Below are 17014 nucleotides of genomic sequence, written 5' to 3' on the forward strand. Positions count from 1 at the left end.
ACCCAATCAGGCGGCGCGTGAGTTCCTGCCCCAGCCGGGGCGCGATGGCGACAATCTCCGGCCGCAAATCCTCCACGAAGCCGCGCCCGGCCCATGGATTGCCCAGGACGGCTGCCACCACGATCGAGGTTACCGGCCTTGCACCCGCTTTGCCGCCTTCGATGTGCACTTCCTCGATGAAGGTGCTGACTTTTCGCAATTCCATGATTTGGCCTCTCCAGGTGGAAGCTCAAATCTAATGCACGCCAATCGGCGGGTATTCCTCCGGTTCGTAGGAAGAAACGGCGTGCGCCCCGCTTGGAAGCGGTGTAGCGTTCGTATATCCGCGACGGCTTAAATTCGCCTTCGCGAGTGGCGGAAGATCAGGCGTGGACCACGAGTCGCAAATTCTCTCGTTGCGGGATGCCGCCAGCCTCATCAATTCGGGCGGCGATCTCCAGTCCGTGCTGCGCGACCTCGTGCTGGCGGCCTGTCGTCATGCCAAATGGACTTTGGGCTCGATCATGGGCATCGACGCCCCGCACGGCCACGCCTATGTCATCGTGCGCCACGACCCGACGCTCATTCACCGCACGCTGCCCGATCGTTGGGAACTGGCCACCAGTCCCTCGATCGTCGCGCTCAACCGCAATGAGCCGGTCTACATCAGGGACGCGCGGGTGTCGGAGGAGTTTCCGGGCTACCGCCGCGAAGCCTTCGAGCGCGACTACCGCAGTGTTCTGGTCATGCCGATGAACTGCGTCGACGAAGACGGCCGGCCGATGGTGCTGACCGTCGTTTCGCGCGAAATCACCGAAGTGACGGCGGAGGATATCGCCTTCATCGGCATGATCGTGCATCTGGGTGAGATCGCGGTCGAGAAGCAGCATCGGCTGCGCCAGGAGAAGCAGGCCGGCGAGCGTCTGCAGCGCGCCCTCTCAGCGCACACCTCGCTTCTGCAGCAAGCCTTGTCGGACGGATCGGTGGTCTCGCTCGCCGAAAAAGTCAGCGAGCTGCTACCCAATCCGGTGGTGGTGATCGATTTCCATGCCAATCTGGTTGTCGCCGGCCGTTCCCCGAGCGAGGCGCATTTCGACGCCGCCTCCTGGCAGCAGGCGGTGAGCGGAACGCTTAGCCGGCAGATCTTCAAGATAGCGCGCGGCGCGTCCGACGCGCGCCACACCGAGACGCTGTTCGTCGATGACGGCAAGCGACAGCTCAAGCTTTCGGTGCGCCACGAGCCGCTTACCATCGACGCCGAAGTGGTTGGCGCACTGATGATTTTCCCGACGGCGCAGGCATCGGGCCAACTCGATCAGATGCTGCTCGACAGCACCAAATTCGCGCTCAGCGTGCAGATGATGCGCAGCTTCGTGCGCTTCCGTTTCGAGACGCGTTCGCTGACCGAGCTTTTCCTGGAGGTGGCGGAGCGCCGGTGGCGCGACGAGGCCGATACCGTCAATCGCGCCCGCCGGCTGGGGCTCGACTTGACCGTTGCGCATAAGATGATCGTCGTCGATCTCGCCGAGCAGGCGAAGGATGGTGCCATCGGCCTTGCCGATCCGCATCATGAGCTCATGCGTCTGCTGCAGCAGGCAGGCATTGCCGGCACGGCAATCGCGGTGGAGGATGGGCTTGTCTGTCTTGTCCCGGCCGATGCCGGCCAGGATGGCGCGCGCTTCGCGAAATTGCCGCACAAGATTGCGGCCGGCCTTGGCCGCTATTTCGAACGCGAACCGGTGGTGGTGCTTTCGGAGGCCTGTGCCGCGCTGGCCGATTATCCCATCGCCTGGGAGCGGTGCCACCGCATGATCCGGATCGGCCGTTCCTTCGGGCGCACCGGCGTTTTTGCCGGCCAGGATTTCGGTCCGCTGCCGATATTGGTCGCCGCCGCCGACGCTCCCGACGTGCGCGGCTTCGTCGACGAAAGTGTGGGCGCCCTGATCGCGCATGACCGCGATCACGGCACGCCCTATCTGGACACTTTGTTTGCCTATGTGCGCGAGGGTTGCCGCAGCCAAGCCTGCGCCGACGCCATCGGCCTGCATGTCACCACCTTACGCTATCGCCTGTCGCGCATGGAGGAACTGTTCGGCATCCGTCTCGACACGCCCGAACAGCGCTTCGCGGTTGAACTCGCGATCCGTCTCAGTGGCATCATCGACAGCCGCGTGCCGACAGTCCGTTAGACTCTCTTGACCTCGCCACCACTGTTGCGACGCGGCAGTCGCCGCAAGCACAGGCTCGCTGCACCTGCACTTGCTCGGGATGGCAGCAGCACGCCCCGACATCTTTCCTACAGACCGGAGGAAGAACGCCGGCCGTCTCTTGCCTAGCTTTCATCCGACACTATGGAGGAAAGCAATGGCGAACGCGGTGGCACAAAGGACGATCGACCCGATCGCCCTGCGTCGTGCCTTCGGCACCTTCGTCACCGGCGTCACGGTCATCACCACGCGGGACTGCGGCGGCAATCCGCGGGGCATGACCGCCAACTCCTTCACCTCGGTCTCGCTTGACCCGCCGTTGCTCTTGGTCTGCGTCGGCAAGGCGGCGGCGAGCTTTCCCGCATTCAACGAAACGCGGTTCTTCGCGGTCAATTTCCTGCATGAAGGCCAGGCCGAGATCTCTTCGGTGTTCGCATCGAAGGCGGCGGACAAGTTCCAGTCGGTACACCATGACCGCGCCCACACCGGCGCGCCGATCCTCACCGACAGCCTGACATGGTTCGACTGCACCGTTCACAACCGCATCGAGGCCGGCGACCACATCATCCTGATCGGCCAGGTTCAGGCTTTCGGAACCAGCCCATCGGCGCCGCTCGGATTTTGCCGCGGCCGTTACGCCAGCGTGAAGGATCCGCTGCCTGCCGGCTGGCTGGCCTCGCAGGACATGATCATCGGCTATTTGGTCGAAGCCGGCGATCGCATCCTTTTGCGCACCGATGGCAAGGGAAGCTGGGTGCTGCCGACGGCGCGCCGCCGCAAGGCCGACAGTCAGCTCGTCCTCGATGGCGGTGAGGCGCTGAGCCTCGTTCCAGAAAACACCTTCCTCTATTCGGTGGTCGACGTCGCCGACAGCGACCCGGGCTATCTGATCTACCGTGCCGAACTGAGCCGTGAGAGCGCTGAAACCCCACTTCCGGATGGCCACGCCTTCTTTTCCGTCGACGCGCTGCCCTATGAGCGGATCGCCACGCATGAACTGCGCGCCATGCTGCGCCGCTATGCGCTCGAGCGCCAGGACAAGCGCTTCGGCATCTACATCGACACCGGCGATGGCGGCCGCGTCGCCATGATCGACGGCCAGTCGCAATCGTGGACGCAGGCCGCGTCCGAATGATGCTCCACGCAGGACAGACAGCATGAAAACGACGCTCGGATCGCTCGAAGGCTCACGCCAGAACCTGTTCATCAACGGTGCGTTCGTGTCACCGAAAGACGGGCAGTACATCGACAGTTTCGACCCGACCACCGGCAAGCCCTGGTACCAGTTCGCCGAGGCCGGCGCCGACGATGTCGGCGCGGCTGTCGAGGCAGCACGCTCAGCCTTCGCCAATCCAGCATGGCGGCGCATGACCCAGACCGACCGTGGCAGGCTGGTGCGCCGGCTGGCGGAGCTGGTGCTGGAGCATGCCGACGAGCTGGCGCTGATCGAGACACGCGACAACGGCAAGCTGCTCAAGGAGATGCGGGCGCAGATGCGTTCCATGCCCGACAGCTACACCTATTTCGCTGGGATGGCCGATAAGCTGCTCGGCGACACCATTCCGGTCAACAAGCTCGACATGCTCAATTTCAACCTGCGCGAGCCGATCGGCGTCGTCGGCATGATAACGCCATGGAACTCGCCGCTGATGCTGCTCACCGGCACGCTGGCGCCATGCCTGGCGCTCGGCAACACGGTGGTCGTCAAGCCGTCCGAGCATGCCAGTGCTTCCACGCTCGCTCTGGCCGAGCTGATCATGGAGGCCGGCTTCCCGGCTGGCGTCGTCAATGTCGTCACCGGCACCGGCGCCGTGGCGGGGGACGCGCTGACGCGACATCCAGGCATTGCAAAACTCGTATTCACCGGTTCGACGGCGACGGGCCGGCGGATTGCCGCCAATGCGGCGCAGAATCTCATTCCCTGCTCGATGGAACTCGGCGGCAAGTCGCCGCATGTCGTCTTCGGCGACGTCGATATCGACCATGCCGTCAATGGCGTCGTGTCCGGTGTGTTCGCGGCCGCGGGGCAGACCTGCGTCGCCGGTTCGCGCTGTTTCGTCGAGACCAGCGTCTACGACCGCTTCGTCGAGGCGCTGGTCGAGCGCACAAGGCGCGTGCGGGTCGGGCTGCCGACGCTGGAGGACACCGATATAGGCCCGCTGGCGCTGGCGGCGCAGCTTGCAAAGGTGGAGGGCTATGTCGCTTCCGGCGTGCGCCAGGGCGCCAGCATCGCGGCCGGCGGCCGGCGGCCGCAGGCAGCCGAGCTTGCCGGCGGCTGGTATTTCGAGCCGACTGTCATGACCGATGCCGACAATGGCATGGACTTCATGCAGGAGGAGCTGTTCGGTCCGGTTGTCGGTGTCATGCCGTTCTCGTCGGAAGACGAGATGATCCAGCTCGCCAATGACACCCGCTATGGGCTGGCCTCCGGAATCTGGACCCGGGACATCAACCGCGCGCTGCGCTTTGCCAGGAATGTCGAGGCCGGCACGGTCTGGATCAACACCTACCGCGCTTCCTCCTTCATGTCCGCCAATGGCGGCTTCAAGGAGAGCGGCTATGGCCGGCGCGGCGGCTTCGACGCCATGGAGGAGTTCTCCCGCCTGAAGAACGTCGTCATCGACTATTCCGGCGCCATGCAGGACCCCTTCATTATCCGCCTTCGCTGACCAAACCCGACGCAACGACCGGGAGACCGACATGAAATTCTCCGTTTCGCTGACCATGGAACGCTTCTCGCCCGACATGCCGATGTCGAAGGTGAAGAGCAATCTGCTCGAGCTGGCGCGTCTAGCCGACGAGGGTGGCTTCGAGACCCTGTGGACGGCGGAGCATCACACGATCGAATGCACGATCTCTCCCAACCCGCTGATGACGCTGACTTGGCTTGCCCAGCATACCGAGCAGATCCGGCTCGGCACCTCGACGCTGGTCGCTCCATACTGGAGCCCGATCCGCCTGGCAGGGGAGGCCGCACTTTGCGATCACCTGACCGGCGGGCGGCTGGAGTTCGGCATCGCGCGCGGTTCGTACCAATATGAGTTCGACCGCATGGCCGGCGGCATGCCGCAACAGGAAGGCGTTGCCTATCTGAAGGAGCTGGTGCCGGCGGTGAAGAAACTGTGGGCGCAGGACTATGCCCATGACGGCCACTACTGGAAGTTCCCGCTTGCCGCCGGCGTGCCGAAACCGCTGCAAAAGCCACATCCGCCGATCTGGGTGGCCGCGCGCGACCCGGGAACCTTCGACTGGGCGGTGGGCATCGGTGCCTCGATCCTGTCGACGCCCTTGTCGGCACCGGCGGCCGAGATCGCCGTACTCGGCGAGAAATTTCGCAAGGCCGTCGCCGATCATCCGGAGGTGCCGCGCCCACGCCTGATGATGCAGCGGCGCACCTGTGTCTACGAACGGGCGCAGGACTGGGAGATTGCTGTCGGGCATGCCATCGACTACGGCCGCGCCTTCGAGAACCTGTTCCAGAATATCGGCACGGTGCAAAACGGCTTCCCCGAAGCCGTCCCCTACGAGAGCGTCAAGGGCAAGGACAACTACAATCCCGAGAACATCCTCCGCAACCTGATGTTCGGCACGCCCGACGAGGTGATCGAGAAGCTGCTCGACTATGAAGCGGCGGGCGTTGACCAGTACTGCCTCGGCCTGACGTTCAACCTGCCGTTCGAGCTGCAGAAGAAGACGATCAAGCTGTGGGTAGACGAGGTGATGCCGGTTTTTGCCGCGCGCGAGCGCGACAGGGCGCGCCAGGCGGCGAGGGCGTGACAATGACGCGCTCCGGCCAGCTCGATGTCGAGGGCGTGCTGCTCAACTGGCGTCTCGATGGCGATGGCGGCGTGCCGCTGGTCTGCATCCATGGCGTCGGCTCCTACCTCGAAGCCTGGAATGGCGTGGCCGGGCAACTGAAAGATCGCTTCGCGGTTCTCACCTTCGACCTGCGCGGTCATGGCCGCTCCAGCCGGGTCAAAGGCCGTTACGAGATCGACGATTTCGTCAAGGAGACGCTGGCGCTGGCCGACCATGTCGGGTTTGCCACCTTCCATCTGGCCGGGTTTTCACTGGGCGGCCTGATCGCGCAGCGCCTGTCGCTGACGCATGCCGAGCGCCTGCAAAAACTGGTGTTGCTGTCGACGGTCGCCGGCCGCACGCCCGAGGAACGGCACGCGGTGCGTGGCCGGCTGGCGGCGCTGATGGCGAGCGATGCCTCAGTGCATCATGCAGCCTCGCTGTCGCGCTGGCTGACGGAGGATTTTCAGGACAGCAACCCGGAGGTCATCGCCGAGTTGCGCTGGCGTAACGCTGAAAACGACCGCGACTGCTATGCGGCCGCCTATCGCGTTCTGGCCGAGACCGATTTTGGCGGCATTCTCGACCGCATCGCCTGCCCGACGCTGATCGTGACCGGCGAGGACGATCAGGGCTCCAGCCCGCGGATGGCACGGCTGATGCACGAACAGGTGCAAGGGTCGCAACTCGCCATCCTGCCCGGCCTTCGTCATTCGATCCTTATCGAGGCGCCGGCTCGGGTTGCCGCCGTGATGGGCGATTTCCTATTGGACACTGACCGCGGGAAAGAGGCCGCCGCCAATGAACAGTAGCCTTCGCGATGCGAAAGACAACGTCGCACACCAGCCTCTGTACGAGGGCTCGCATGCAGCGGGACCGGACCTTCCCAGTGATCGTTGGAATGGCGACGACAAACATGCTCCGCGACATCGGAAGACCGGACCGGCCGCAACGTCGCTAAATCCACGAGCCTTTGGGAGAGGACGCCGACCTGGTCGGCACGAAATTGCGAGTCACTGCTGGCTGAACCATCGTGACCGCAAGAGACTGAACAACAACAGGGGAATACACACATGACATTCTGGAACAGACGACACGTGACGATAGCCGCAGTGGCGCTTGCGCTTGGCGCATATCGTGCTCACGCAGGCGCGGTGCTCGATCGCGTGATGGCAGCCGGCACGCTCAAGGTGGCGACCGATGCCAACTGGGCGCCGCAGTCCTTCGTGAATGCCAGCAACGAGTTGGACGGCTTCGATGTCGACGTCGCCAAGGCGATCGGCAAGCACCTCGGCGTCAAGGTCGAGTTCATCACGCCCGGCTGGGACATCATCACCGCCGGCCATTGGGCAGGGCGCTGGGACATGCATGCAGGCTCGATGACGCCGACCAAGAAGCGCGCCGAGATCTTCGATTTTCCTGCGGTCTACTATTACACACCGGCGGCCGTTGCCGTGCACAAGGACAGCAAGGCCAAGACGCTGGCCGATCTCGACGGCAAGGTGGTCGGCGCCACCAGCACCTCCACCTTCGAGGCTTATGCCAAGAAGGATCTGACGCTCGACGCCGCCGGCGCGCCGCCATTCGAATACAAGCTTAACCCGAAGGAGGTCCACTCCTACGAGAATTCGACGACCGCCTTTGACGACCTTCGCCTCGGGAACGGCGTGCGCCTGGACGCAGTGGTCTCTTCGCTGCCGTCGATCCTCGACGCCGAGAAGGCCGGCTACCCGATCAAGCAGGTGGGCGATCCGGTCTTCTACGAGCCGCTGGCGATCGCCATCGAGCGCGGCGATCCCGAACTCTCCGCCAAGATCGCCGACGCCGTGAAAGCGATGAAGGAGGACGGCACGTTGAGCAACCTTTCCGAAAAGTGGTACGGGCAGGATTATTCGAAGACGAACTAGCCCCTTCAAAGGCGGCCTGCCCCCCGGCAGGCCGCCGAACAGCCGGTGCTCAAAAGATGCTTTATCCGGATACCGTCGAAGCCGAAATCCTCGTCCACAAACCCTGGTTCGTGGCGACGATGTTCGGCGTCGTTCTGCTTCTCTTCATGGCTTTCAACATGTCGGGCACCAGCTTCGCTGAACTGATGCGTCCGGTGATCGGCGAACCGTCGGTGAGTGGCCTCTACGGCCGCTTTGCCATTGCCTTCGCCATAGCGGTGATCTTCACCTTGAACGTCGTGCTGATCGGCTTCGCGCCGCTCAAGTTCCAGATCGGCATCGTCTGGCTCGAGCTGCTGCTCCTGTTCATCGCATTCTTCGAGACGTTCCATCTCAGCCTGCCCTTTATCAGAGAGAAGCTGCCATTCCTGATCAGCCAGGGCGTCGTCACCACCCTCTACGTCTCGGCGATTTCCATCGTCATCGCTTCGGTCATCGCGGTGGCGGGCGCGGTCGCCAAACTCTCCAACAATGGCTTTGCCTTTGCCATTGCCAGCTTCTACACCTCCTTCTTCCGCGGCCTACCGTTGCTGATGCAGGTCTACCTGATCTATCTCGGCCTGCCGCAACTCGGCTTCGTCATCAACGCCGTGCCTGCCGGCATCCTGGCGCTTTCACTCTGCTACGGCGCTTACATGACCGAGATCTTCCGCTCCGGCATACAGAGCATCGATCGCGGCCAGTGGGAGGCGTCGCGCTCCATGGGCTTCGGCTTCGCGCTGACCATGCGTCGCATCATCCTGCCGCAGGCGCTGCCGGTCATCATTCCGCCGACGGGCAACCAGTTCATCTCGATGCTGAAGGATTCCTCGCTGGTCTCGGTCATCGGCGTGTGGGAGCTGATGTTCCTGGCGCGCACCCTTGGCCAGAAAACCTTCCAGCACATGGAGATGCTGATTTCGGCAGCCATGATCTACTGGATGCTGTCGATCTGCCTCGAACTGATCCAGTCGCGGATCGAACGGCATTACCACAGGAGCAAGGTGCGATGAGGGCTCCGGCCATCATTGAAGCCAAGGCCGTTTCCAAATGGTACGGCCAGTTCCACGCGCTGAAGGACATCAACCTGACGGTCCGCAAGGGCGAGCGGATCGTCATCTGTGGCCCATCTGGCTCGGGCAAATCGACGCTCATCCGCTGCTTCAATCGCCTGGAGGCGCATCAAGTGGGCGACATCGTCATCAACGGCGTTGCCTTACACGGCAAGATGACCAACGCCGCCGTGCGCTCCAATGTCGGCATGGTCTTCCAGCACTTCAATCTGTTTCCGCACATGACGGTGTTGATGAACTGCATGGCCGGGCCGATGTGGGTCAAAGGTGTCTCGGCCGCGAATGCGCGCAAGACCGCGCTGAGGTTCCTCGAGCGGGTCCGCATTCCCGAGCAGGCGAACAAGTTCCCCATCCAGCTGTCCGGCGGCCAGCAGCAGCGTGTGGCGATTGCCCGCAGCCTGTGCATGGAGCCGGCTGTCATGCTGTTCGACGAACCGACCTCCGCACTAGACCCCGAAATGGTCTCCGAGGTTCTAGAGACGATGACGGGATTGGCTCGCGACGGCATCACCATGGTGTGTGTGACGCACGAGATGGGTTTTGCGCGTGCGGTCGCCGACCGGGTGATCTTCATGGACGCCGGCCAGATCGTCGAGGAGGGCACGCCCGACGAGTTCTTCAGCCGCCCTCGCCATGATCGAACGAAGTTGTTCCTCAGCCAGATTTTGAAGCATTAGACTTCCAGAAAAAGGCTGCTTTTTCACGTCGTTTTCGAAAAGCTGACAGTCAGCTTCCGTGAAGATCCTATGGGGATGGAAGGCGATCAGCGCTCTGCCAGAGTGAAGTCGCCAAACATCACCTGGAGGTCAGCATGCAAGCCAATGCCACCAAAGCCCCGACCGCTATCCGCGTCGACCTTGCCGCAATATTTGTCTCGTTAGAACTGTCTCGTTCAAAATGGCTCGTGACTTCGCTTTCGCCAGGTGGGGGCGAGAGAATGTCGAGACACCTCGTGTCGGGGGGCGACATTCCGGGTTTGCTCGATCACTTCGCAGAGCTGCAGCGAAAGGCGGAAGTGCGGACAGGGCAGAGTTTCCGGGTCATATCAATCCAGGAAGCTGGTCTGGATGGATTCTGGATACATCGGGTCCTCGAACGCGAAGGCATCGAGAGTTATGTCGTCGACCCGGCATCCATTGCCACATCGCGACGCCGTCGGCGGGCCAAGACCGACAGGATTGACGGGGAAGCACTGGTTCGAGCGTTGTTGGCCTACAACCGCGGCGAGCCTCGGGTTTGCGCGATGTTGCGAGTGCCAACGCCGGAGGAGGAAGACCGTCGCCGGTTGGTGCGAGAGCGGAAGGCGCTGACAAACGAGCGGATCAGGCACGTCAACAGGATTAAGGGCCTTCTGTTCAGCCAAGGTGTGTCCGGATATGAACCATTGAAGAGCGATCGACGTAAATGCCTCGACGCGCTCATTACCGGAGACGGGCGTCCACTGCCGCCGGCGCTCATGGCGCAAATCAGCCGCGAGCTTGATCGCATCGAGTTGCTGATCCAGCAGATCAAGGAGGTTGAAGAGGCACGCGACGCCTTGCTCGTCGCGGCAGATGAGCCAACGCCGGCCCTGCTGCTCAGCCTCAAGGGAATAGGTCCGGAGTTCGCGGCCGTCCTATGGTCTGAGGGATTGTCGCGCAAGTTTGACAATCGACGACAGGTTGCCGCCTACGCTGGTCTGGTGCCCACGCCCTGGCAAAGTGGGCAGATTAATTGCGAGCAGGGAGTCTCGAAATCCGGCAATCCTAGGCTCCGGTCGACGCTTGTCCAGGTTGCGTGGCTCTGGGTGCGCCATCAACCCAATTCCGCACTCAGCCAGTGGTTCAGGGCGCGTGTCATCCAGAATGGTGGCCGGTACAAGAAGACGGCGATCATCGCCCTGGCTCGGAAACTGCTTGTTGCGCTGTGGAAATATGTGAACGCCGGAGTCGTTATAGAAGGAGCTCTCCTGACGAAACCATCAGCGTAGACGCCAGTCGATCATAACAATCTCCAGGACCGATCAGGCCTGGCAGATCCTCGGTAGACGAACCGACGAAACTCATGGCCTCAAACAGCCGCCGCTGAAGAATGGTTTCGTCTCTTGGGTCCGAATCCGCCGCAAGCGGGATCATGGAACAGGTGCTTGCGCCTGACCGAATATAAGGTGGACTGGGTTCGCTCGCGAACCGCGTCACGCAAACGGACTCATCGAATGGATCTACGGATTGCCCCGGAGGTACATGACAATGTCGACGTGACGCCGTTTGTGGTTGACCATCCCCATATAAGAGTTTCGGGCGCCGGCAGGCGTACGAAAGCCCCCGAGGAAGGAACCCGCGGGCCACAGGCGATGGTTATGGGGATTTCGATTTGCGGCTGGTGTCGGCGATGTCGCGACCGCCGCCGGGAATCGGTGCGTTTGATGCGGACGGACCGCTTCGCCTTTCAGCCACGCGGTATTGTCGGCTCGTCGCGCGGCCGGACGCGACCCGTTCGGCGTCGATGATCACCATGGACACGCGTGGGTCCGTTGCCGGAGGCTGAGTGCCTGCGGCTGAAGGCTGGAGCATTCCATGCCGGTTCATGGAGAGTTCTCCCGGTTCGTCGCCGTGGTGTTCGGCGGTCCGCGCGGCTGTCTCCACCGTTCGAACGTCTCGATGATGATCATGCGTCCGCCGCAGCACGAGCATGTCGGCCGGACGTCAGTCGGTTCTACCGAGTTGTCGTCCTCGGACGGCGCAGCGAAGTTCAGCAGTTCGCGGGCGCGTGCGAGGCTAGCCTTGTGGGCCGAGCCGGCGAGCAGGCCGTAGTGACGGATTCGATGGAAGCCACGTGGCAGGACGTGGAGCAGGAAACGGCGGATGAACTCGTCGGTTGCGAGCGTCATGACCTGCTGCCGATCGGGGCCGTCACGACGATAGTCCTTGTAGCGGAAGGTGACGCCGCTCTTGTCGAAGGCGATCAGCCGGCTGTTCGAGATCGCGACCCGGTGGGTATAGCGGGACAGATAGGCGAGCACCGCCTCCGGCCCGGCGAATGGCGCCTTGGCGTACACCACCCAGCGCTTCTTGCGGACCGGCGACAGGTGCCGCACGAATGCCTGCCGCTCGGACAGGTGCGCCATCGATCCGAAGAAGGCGAGCCGTCCTGCATCGTGCAGCGCGACCAGCCGGGTGAGGAAGAGCCGTCGGAACAGCTGCGAGTACGCGCACCGGAAGCAGGAAGGCCGACCGAGAAGATATCCAGCGGCTTCCGTCTGGCGCGATGCCGCCGCCCGGCACGATCATGTGCAGGTGCGGATGGTGCGTCATCGCCGATCCCCAGGTGTGGAGCACCGCAGTGATGCCGATGCGCCCGCCGAGATGTCTTGGGTCGGCGGCGATAGTCAGCATAGTCTCCGCTGCCGCCTTGAAAAGCAGGTCGTAGACGATCGCCTTGTTCTGGAACGCGATGTCGGCGACCTCGGCGGGCAGCGTGAACACGACGTGGAAGTATCCGACCGGCAGCAGGTCGGCCTCGCGCTCGGCCAACCACGTCCGTGCGGCCGCGCCCTGGCACTTCGGGCAGTGCCGGTTGCGGCAGGAGTTGTAGGCAATCCGCCATTGGCCGCAGTCCTCGCAAGCCTCGACGTGACCGCCAAGGGCTGCGGTGCGGCAATACTCGATCGCCGACATGACCTTGAGCTGGGTGAGGCTCAGGTGACCTGCATGGGCGGCCCGATAGGCGGGGCCGGCAGCACGGAAGATGTCGGCGACCTCGATCGAGGCGCGCACGGCTCAGATGTCGGGCGAGCCCTCTCCCGGCTTGAACAGCCCGAGCTTGTCGAGCGGGCTCGTCACGGCACGCACCGTCCGGGTCGCCACCTTCGCGTAAAGGGCGGTGTTGTTGAGCTTGGCATGCCCGAGCAGGACCTGGATGATGCGGATGTCGGTGCCGTCCTCCAGCAGGTGGGTGGCGAAGCTGTGGCGCAGCGTGTGCGGCCCGACCCGCTTGGCGATGTCGGCGGCCTGGGCCGCCTCGACGACGATGCGATAGAGCTGCCGCGTGCTGATCGGCTTCATCGCGTGCTGTCCGGGGAACAGCCAGCCGTCGCGGTGCATCACGCCCTGCTGACGTCCGACCTTCCACCACTCACGCAGAAGCGTGAGCAGATCCTCCGAGAGCATGGCGTTGCGATACCGCCCGCCCTTGCCACGCTCGACGCGCAGCAGCATGCGCTCGCTGTCGACGTCGGTGACCTTCAGCATCGACACCTCGGCGACACGCAGGCCCGCGCCATAGGCAACCGACAGTGCGGCCTGGTGCTTGAGACAGGTGGTGGCGTTGAGCAGCCGGGTGACCTCGTCGCGACTGAGCACCACGGGCAGGTTGCGCGGATGCGACAGCCGGACGAGCCGGCGCGCCAGATCCGGGCGGTCGAGCGTTTGGGTGAAGAAGAAGCGCAGCGCCGACACGATGCTGTTCATCGTCGGCACGGGAACGCCGTCCTCCTGCTGCTCGATCTGGAACCGGCGCAGGTCGTCGGCGGTAGCGGTGTCTGGTGAACGCCCGAGGAATGTCGCCAGACGTCCGATGTCGCGGAGATAGTTGCGCTGCGTCTCGCGTGAGAAACGCCGCATGTTCATGTCGTCGATCAGCCGCTGGCGCAGCGGGCTGACGGGTGCATCGAGAACGGGATGGTGCATGGTCAGGCTCCTTGTTGAAGAAGCCCGCCATGCTCTGCTCCCGCCGAACGACGCTCAACGCGAGCGCGACGACCGGTTCTCGATCTCTACCTCAACCGCAAGCGCCCCTCCCGCGCAGCGGGTTCGTTCTTCGGCCCGTTGCGGCCATTTCTGAACTCCCGCATTTTGTTTTTTCCAGCGCGAAATTGGCCTTAGGCGATGAATGGAAAACGCCCAGATGTTCCTGGTTTGTGCTCGAAAAGTCGCATAAAGGGCAGTGTGGAACACAGCGTCGCAAGGATGGATAGAGAGGTAGTAGCGCCTTCTCTAGTCTCGCTACGGGAAAAATTTTGGAAAATGGGTCTGCTTGGCTGGACGCAGAACGTCGTGGCTATTCAGTCGGCCTTTCTGAAGCTTCTCGAACACAAACAGCTTGCCTTCGCGCACGCCGTCTTCCAGCGATCTCGCGTTCGCCATATGCGCGGCGATCGCGCTGGCCAGCATGCATCCCGTTCCGCGCATCGATCCGGCAAGGCGCGGTGCGTCGAAGCGGATTGGCTCTTGGTTGCGGCGCAACAGAATATCGGTCGATCGGGGTCCCGATGCATGGCCGCCCTTGATCAGCAGGGCCTGAGGGCCGGCGGCCAACAATCTTTGTCCTTGTTGGAGCGCACCGTCCTCATCCACTGCCAGTTCGGAGCCAATAAGGAGCGCCAGTTCGGGAAGGTTTGGCATGACAAGGCAGCAAAGCGGCATCAGATCGCGCTTCATGACAGCGATAGCGCCTGCCTCTAGGAGCGCCCGGCCTGAGGTGGAGGCCAGCACAGGGTCGAGTACTGCCGGCACTTGCGGAAATTTGCGCAGCACTGCGGCAACGGCAACAATGATCTCGGCAGTCGCCAGCATGCCGATCTTGATGGCCGCCACTTCGTTGGCCTGCAGCGCGGCGCGCATCTGATCGGCGACCAGGCTTGGTGGAGAATGATGAATTTCCATCACGGCGTCGTGCGTTTGCACCGTTAGCGCTGTGACGGCCAGACAGGTGCGCACGCCAATGGATGCGATCGTTTCGATATCGCGTGCTATTCCAGCACCCCCGCTGGAATCCGATCCGCCAACGACAAGCACATGCGGTTCTCGTCTCATCGCCATCGGTCCGTCTTTTCGATCCACTCCCTGGTGCGCGCTTTGGGATCGGAGCTCAAAGTGATGTCGGTGACCACTGCGGCGCTGTCGGCGCCAGCTTCAAAGACGCCGTCGAGGCGGCCAGGGTTGAGGCCGCCGATAGTGACTAATGGGATTGGCGCCACCCGCCGCTTCCACTCGCTGATCCGCTCCAGCCCTTGCGGCGCCCACTTCATTTTCTTCAAGATGGTGGGATAGATCGGACCCAGCGCGACATAATCGGGCTCGGCAAACATGGCCGTTTCCAGCTCGACGTGATCATGCGTGCTCAACCCGAGCCTGACACCGGCTGACCGTATCCTCGAGAGGTCGGCGGTTTGCAGATCCTCCTGGCCGAGATGCACGAAGTCGCAGCCCTCCTCGATTGCCAGGCGCCAATGATCATTGATGATAAGCTGGCTTTTGTGTTGGATACACAAGGCCTTCGACTTGCGGATCTCCGCGCGCAACCCGGCTTCATCCATGGCCTTGATGCGGAGTTGCACCAGCTTGACGCCGAGCGGCACCAGCCGCTCGATCCAGGCAGCGCTCTCGACGATCAGGTAGAAGGGATCGAGCTTCATGAAAAAACCGCCCTGCCGAATATCGGCGTCGACGGAACCGCGAGCTCGCGCGGTTCGAGTATTCCGGAAAGAAAGGCTTCACGGCCGGCTTCGACCGCCTTGCCGAATGCGCGCGCCATGCCGACTGGATCGGCCGCCTTGGCGACTGCTGTATTCAGGAGCACGGCGTCAAAGCCGAGTTCCATGACCCTTGCCGCGTGCGATGGCCGCCCGAGGCCTGCATCCACAATCAGCGGGACGCCAGGGAAATGGCCGCGCATCGAGCACAGCGCCATCATGTTGATCGGCCCGAGGGCCGAACCGATCGGTGCGCACCACGGCATCAAGACCTTGCAGCCCGCCGCAAGCAGCCGCTCGGCGACAACAAGGTCGTCGGTGGTATAGGGGAATACCGCAAAACCGTCCTCGCACAAGATGCGGGCGGCTTCGACCAGGCCGAATACGTCCGGTTGCAGCGTGTCGTGGTTGCCGATCACTTCGAGCTTGATCCAGTTCGTACCAAACACTTCGCGCGCCATTTTCGCGGTGGTGACCGCTTCCTTGACGGAATGGCAGCCGGCGGTGTTGGGGAGGATTCTCGTGCCGAGCGCGCGGATCAGCGACCAGAATTTTTCGCCGGCCCTGCCGCCTGCCATCTCACGTCGCAATGACACGGTCACCATCGACGTGCCCGACGCCTTGACCGCATCGGCAAGGATGGCCGGCGAAGGATACTGAGCCGTGCCGAGAAGCAGGCGGGAGGGAAGTGTCGTCCCGAAAAGATCGAACATGCTAGCCTCCCTGCATGGGCGAGAGGATTTCGATCCGGTCACCGTCGCTCAATCGGAACTCCGCCCGGTTGGCTTTGTGCACCAGGTCGCTGTTGACGGCGGTCGCCAGCCAATCGCCCTCATAGTCGAGCGCGGCAAGCAGCTCCGCCAGCGTGGTGGCGGCAATCTCATGCGTTTCGCCGTTGACCATTAGTTTCATGGGCAAGCTCCTTGGTTCTGTGACTGAAAACCAGGTCGGCAGCCTGGCGCGCCATGGCGGGGGCGAGGAGAAAGCCATGACGATAGAGCCCGTTGATCGCTATGATCTCGCCGTTCGTTTCTACGCGCGGCAGGTTGTCGGGAAAGGCTGGACGGACACCGACACCGGTTTCAACGATCTCGGCGTCGCCAAAGGCCGGATGGAGGGCATAGGCGGCACCCAGCAGCTCCATCATCGATCGCGCCGTGACCGGTCCGACGGACTGGCTTTCAATCATCGTCGCGCCGACCATGAAACGGTGGTCGGTGCGTGGCACCGTATAAAGCGGAAAGCGCGGATGAAGCAGCCTGACTGGGCGCGACAGCGAGACATCAGGCGTATTCAGGATCAGCATCTCGCCGCGAACGCCGCGCAGTCGGTCATCGCCCGCCGTCATTCCCGTGCATTCGATCTGGCGATCGAAACCGGAAACAGCCGAAACGTCGGCGCCGAAGTGGAACTCGACGCCCATCGCCGCCAGCCTGTCATGAAGTGCCGCCATCGCCTGACGCGGGTCGAGATGGGCTTCGTCGGGGAAGAGCAGTCCGCGGCGGAAGCGGCCGGCGAGGTCGGGCTCGAGCAACACGATTTCATCGTCATCGACACGCCGATGTCCCGAGGTGCGGCTGG

Annotated in this window: 17 protein-coding genes and 1 pseudogene; 9 read left to right on the top strand and 9 right to left on the bottom strand. The window is 63.0% G+C overall.

Annotated elements, in window-relative coordinates; genetic code table 11:
- Positions 1 to 205, bottom strand: a 205-nt coding sequence (locus E5W87_RS16740) for an amino acid synthesis family protein (protein WP_292399501.1), incomplete at its 3' end; no start/stop codon positions are given.
- Positions 206 to 368: 163 nt separating this feature from the next.
- On the opposite strand from E5W87_RS16740, the gene E5W87_RS16745 reads away from it, so the two are divergent.
- The 9 genes from E5W87_RS16745 (at position 369) to E5W87_RS16785 (ending at position 10951) form a co-directional block, all read left to right on the top strand.
- Positions 369 to 2168, top strand: coding sequence for a helix-turn-helix domain-containing protein (locus E5W87_RS16745; RefSeq protein WP_292399504.1), 1800 nt, complete (start codon positions 369 to 371; stop codon positions 2166 to 2168).
- 175 nt (positions 2169 to 2343) lie between these two features.
- The gene (locus tag E5W87_RS16750; RefSeq protein WP_292399508.1) at positions 2344 to 3321 is read left to right on the top strand and encodes a flavin reductase family protein; all 978 of its coding nucleotides are present in this window, start codon (positions 2344 to 2346) and stop codon (positions 3319 to 3321) included.
- A gap of 22 nt (positions 3322 to 3343) precedes the next feature.
- Entirely contained in the window at positions 3344 to 4855 is a 1512-nt protein-coding gene (locus E5W87_RS16755) for an aldehyde dehydrogenase (RefSeq protein ID WP_292399511.1), read from the top strand.
- Between the two features lie 31 nt (positions 4856 to 4886).
- On the top strand, positions 4887 to 5963 hold the full coding sequence (locus E5W87_RS16760; RefSeq protein ID WP_292399514.1) for an LLM class flavin-dependent oxidoreductase: 1077 nt from the start codon (positions 4887 to 4889) through the stop codon (positions 5961 to 5963).
- 2 nt (positions 5964 to 5965) lie between these two features.
- Positions 5966 to 6796 carry an alpha/beta hydrolase gene (locus E5W87_RS16765; RefSeq protein ID WP_292399556.1) on the top strand — a complete coding sequence of 277 codons (831 nt, stop codon included), beginning with the start codon at positions 5966 to 5968 and terminating at the stop codon, positions 6794 to 6796.
- 261 nt (positions 6797 to 7057) lie between these two features.
- Positions 7058 to 7891, top strand: a complete 834-nt coding sequence (locus E5W87_RS16770) for a transporter substrate-binding domain-containing protein (protein ID WP_292399516.1) — start codon at positions 7058 to 7060, stop codon at positions 7889 to 7891.
- A gap of 56 nt (positions 7892 to 7947) precedes the next feature.
- Positions 7948 to 8922 (top strand): amino acid ABC transporter permease, encoded by a 975-nt coding sequence (locus E5W87_RS16775; RefSeq protein ID WP_056585052.1) that lies wholly within the window; start codon positions 7948 to 7950, stop codon positions 8920 to 8922.
- Positions 8919 to 9659 carry an amino acid ABC transporter ATP-binding protein gene (locus tag E5W87_RS16780; RefSeq protein WP_292399523.1) on the top strand — a complete coding sequence of 247 codons (741 nt, stop codon included), beginning with the start codon at positions 8919 to 8921 and terminating at the stop codon, positions 9657 to 9659. Before E5W87_RS16775 ends, E5W87_RS16780 begins: the two co-directional genes overlap by 4 nt.
- A 134-nt stretch (positions 9660 to 9793) precedes the next feature.
- On the top strand, positions 9794 to 10951 hold the full coding sequence (locus E5W87_RS16785) for an IS110 family transposase (protein ID WP_292399525.1): 1158 nt from the start codon (positions 9794 to 9796) through the stop codon (positions 10949 to 10951).
- A gap of 367 nt (positions 10952 to 11318) precedes the next feature.
- Here the strand turns inward: E5W87_RS16785 and E5W87_RS16790 are convergent, their stop codons facing one another.
- From E5W87_RS16790 to E5W87_RS16825, 8 genes and pseudogenes are all read right to left on the bottom strand, one after another.
- Positions 11319 to 11477, bottom strand: a complete 159-nt coding sequence (locus E5W87_RS16790) for a hypothetical protein (protein WP_292399528.1) — start codon at positions 11475 to 11477, stop codon at positions 11319 to 11321.
- A gap of 68 nt (positions 11478 to 11545) precedes the next feature.
- Positions 11546 to 12737: pseudogene (locus E5W87_RS16795) on the bottom strand (IS91 family transposase).
- Between the two features lie 3 nt (positions 12738 to 12740).
- Positions 12741 to 13649: a tyrosine-type recombinase/integrase gene (locus E5W87_RS16800; RefSeq protein ID WP_292399531.1), complete on the bottom strand. Its 909-nt coding sequence runs from the start codon at positions 13647 to 13649 to the stop codon at positions 12741 to 12743.
- 315 nt (positions 13650 to 13964) lie between these two features.
- Entirely contained in the window at positions 13965 to 14780 is an 816-nt protein-coding gene (locus E5W87_RS16805; protein WP_292399534.1) for a hydroxymethylpyrimidine/phosphomethylpyrimidine kinase, read from the bottom strand.
- Positions 14771 to 15376 carry a thiamine phosphate synthase gene (locus tag E5W87_RS16810; protein ID WP_292399537.1) on the bottom strand — a complete coding sequence of 202 codons (606 nt, stop codon included), beginning with the start codon at positions 15374 to 15376 and terminating at the stop codon, positions 14771 to 14773. The genes E5W87_RS16805 and E5W87_RS16810 overlap by 10 nt, the downstream gene beginning before the upstream one ends.
- A complete protein-coding gene (locus E5W87_RS16815) occupies positions 15373 to 16146 on the bottom strand; it encodes a thiazole synthase (protein WP_292399540.1) in 774 nt (257 codons plus the stop codon). The genes E5W87_RS16810 and E5W87_RS16815 overlap by 4 nt, the downstream gene beginning before the upstream one ends.
- A gap of 1 nt (position 16147) precedes the next feature.
- Positions 16148 to 16345: a sulfur carrier protein ThiS gene (thiS, locus tag E5W87_RS16820; protein ID WP_292399543.1), complete on the bottom strand. Its 198-nt coding sequence runs from the start codon at positions 16343 to 16345 to the stop codon at positions 16148 to 16150.
- Positions 16314 to 17014: FAD-dependent oxidoreductase (locus E5W87_RS16825; RefSeq protein WP_292399546.1), on the bottom strand; the 701-nt coding region annotated here is incomplete at its 5' end. The genes E5W87_RS16825 and thiS, both read right to left, overlap by 32 nt.

It is taken from the genome of Mesorhizobium sp. (assembly GCF_004962925.1).
In the GTDB taxonomy this organism is placed as follows: Bacteria; Pseudomonadota; Alphaproteobacteria; order Rhizobiales; family Rhizobiaceae; genus Mesorhizobium.

Bases quoted from the DNA above. Each gene is read 5' to 3' on its own strand.
- E5W87_RS16770 (WP_292399516.1), top strand. From the start codon at position 7,058: ATGACATTCTGGAACAGACGACACGTGACGATAGCCGCAGTGGCGCTT.
- E5W87_RS16810 (WP_292399537.1), bottom strand. From the start codon at position 15,376: ATGAAGCTCGATCCCTTCTACCTGATCGTCGAGAGCGCTGCCTGGATC.
- E5W87_RS16815 (WP_292399540.1), bottom strand. From the start codon at position 16,146: ATGTTCGATCTTTTCGGGACGACACTTCCCTCCCGCCTGCTTCTCGGC.
- E5W87_RS16790 (WP_292399528.1), bottom strand. From the start codon at position 11,477: ATGGTGATCATCGACGCCGAACGGGTCGCGTCCGGCCGCGCGACGAGC.
- E5W87_RS16765 (WP_292399556.1), top strand. From the start codon at position 5,966: ATGACGCGCTCCGGCCAGCTCGATGTCGAGGGCGTGCTGCTCAACTGG.
- E5W87_RS16780 (WP_292399523.1), top strand. From the start codon at position 8,919: ATGAGGGCTCCGGCCATCATTGAAGCCAAGGCCGTTTCCAAATGGTAC.
- E5W87_RS16760 (WP_292399514.1), top strand. From the start codon at position 4,887: ATGAAATTCTCCGTTTCGCTGACCATGGAACGCTTCTCGCCCGACATG.
- E5W87_RS16785 (WP_292399525.1), top strand. From the start codon at position 9,794: ATGCAAGCCAATGCCACCAAAGCCCCGACCGCTATCCGCGTCGACCTT.
- E5W87_RS16755 (WP_292399511.1), top strand. From the start codon at position 3,344: ATGAAAACGACGCTCGGATCGCTCGAAGGCTCACGCCAGAACCTGTTC.
- E5W87_RS16800 (WP_292399531.1), bottom strand. From the start codon at position 13,649: ATGCACCATCCCGTTCTCGATGCACCCGTCAGCCCGCTGCGCCAGCGG.
- E5W87_RS16750 (WP_292399508.1), top strand. From the start codon at position 2,344: ATGGCGAACGCGGTGGCACAAAGGACGATCGACCCGATCGCCCTGCGT.
- E5W87_RS16775 (WP_056585052.1), top strand. From the start codon at position 7,948: ATGCTTTATCCGGATACCGTCGAAGCCGAAATCCTCGTCCACAAACCC.
- E5W87_RS16805 (WP_292399534.1), bottom strand. From the start codon at position 14,780: ATGGCGATGAGACGAGAACCGCATGTGCTTGTCGTTGGCGGATCGGAT.
- thiS (WP_292399543.1), bottom strand. From the start codon at position 16,345: ATGAAACTAATGGTCAACGGCGAAACGCATGAGATTGCCGCCACCACG.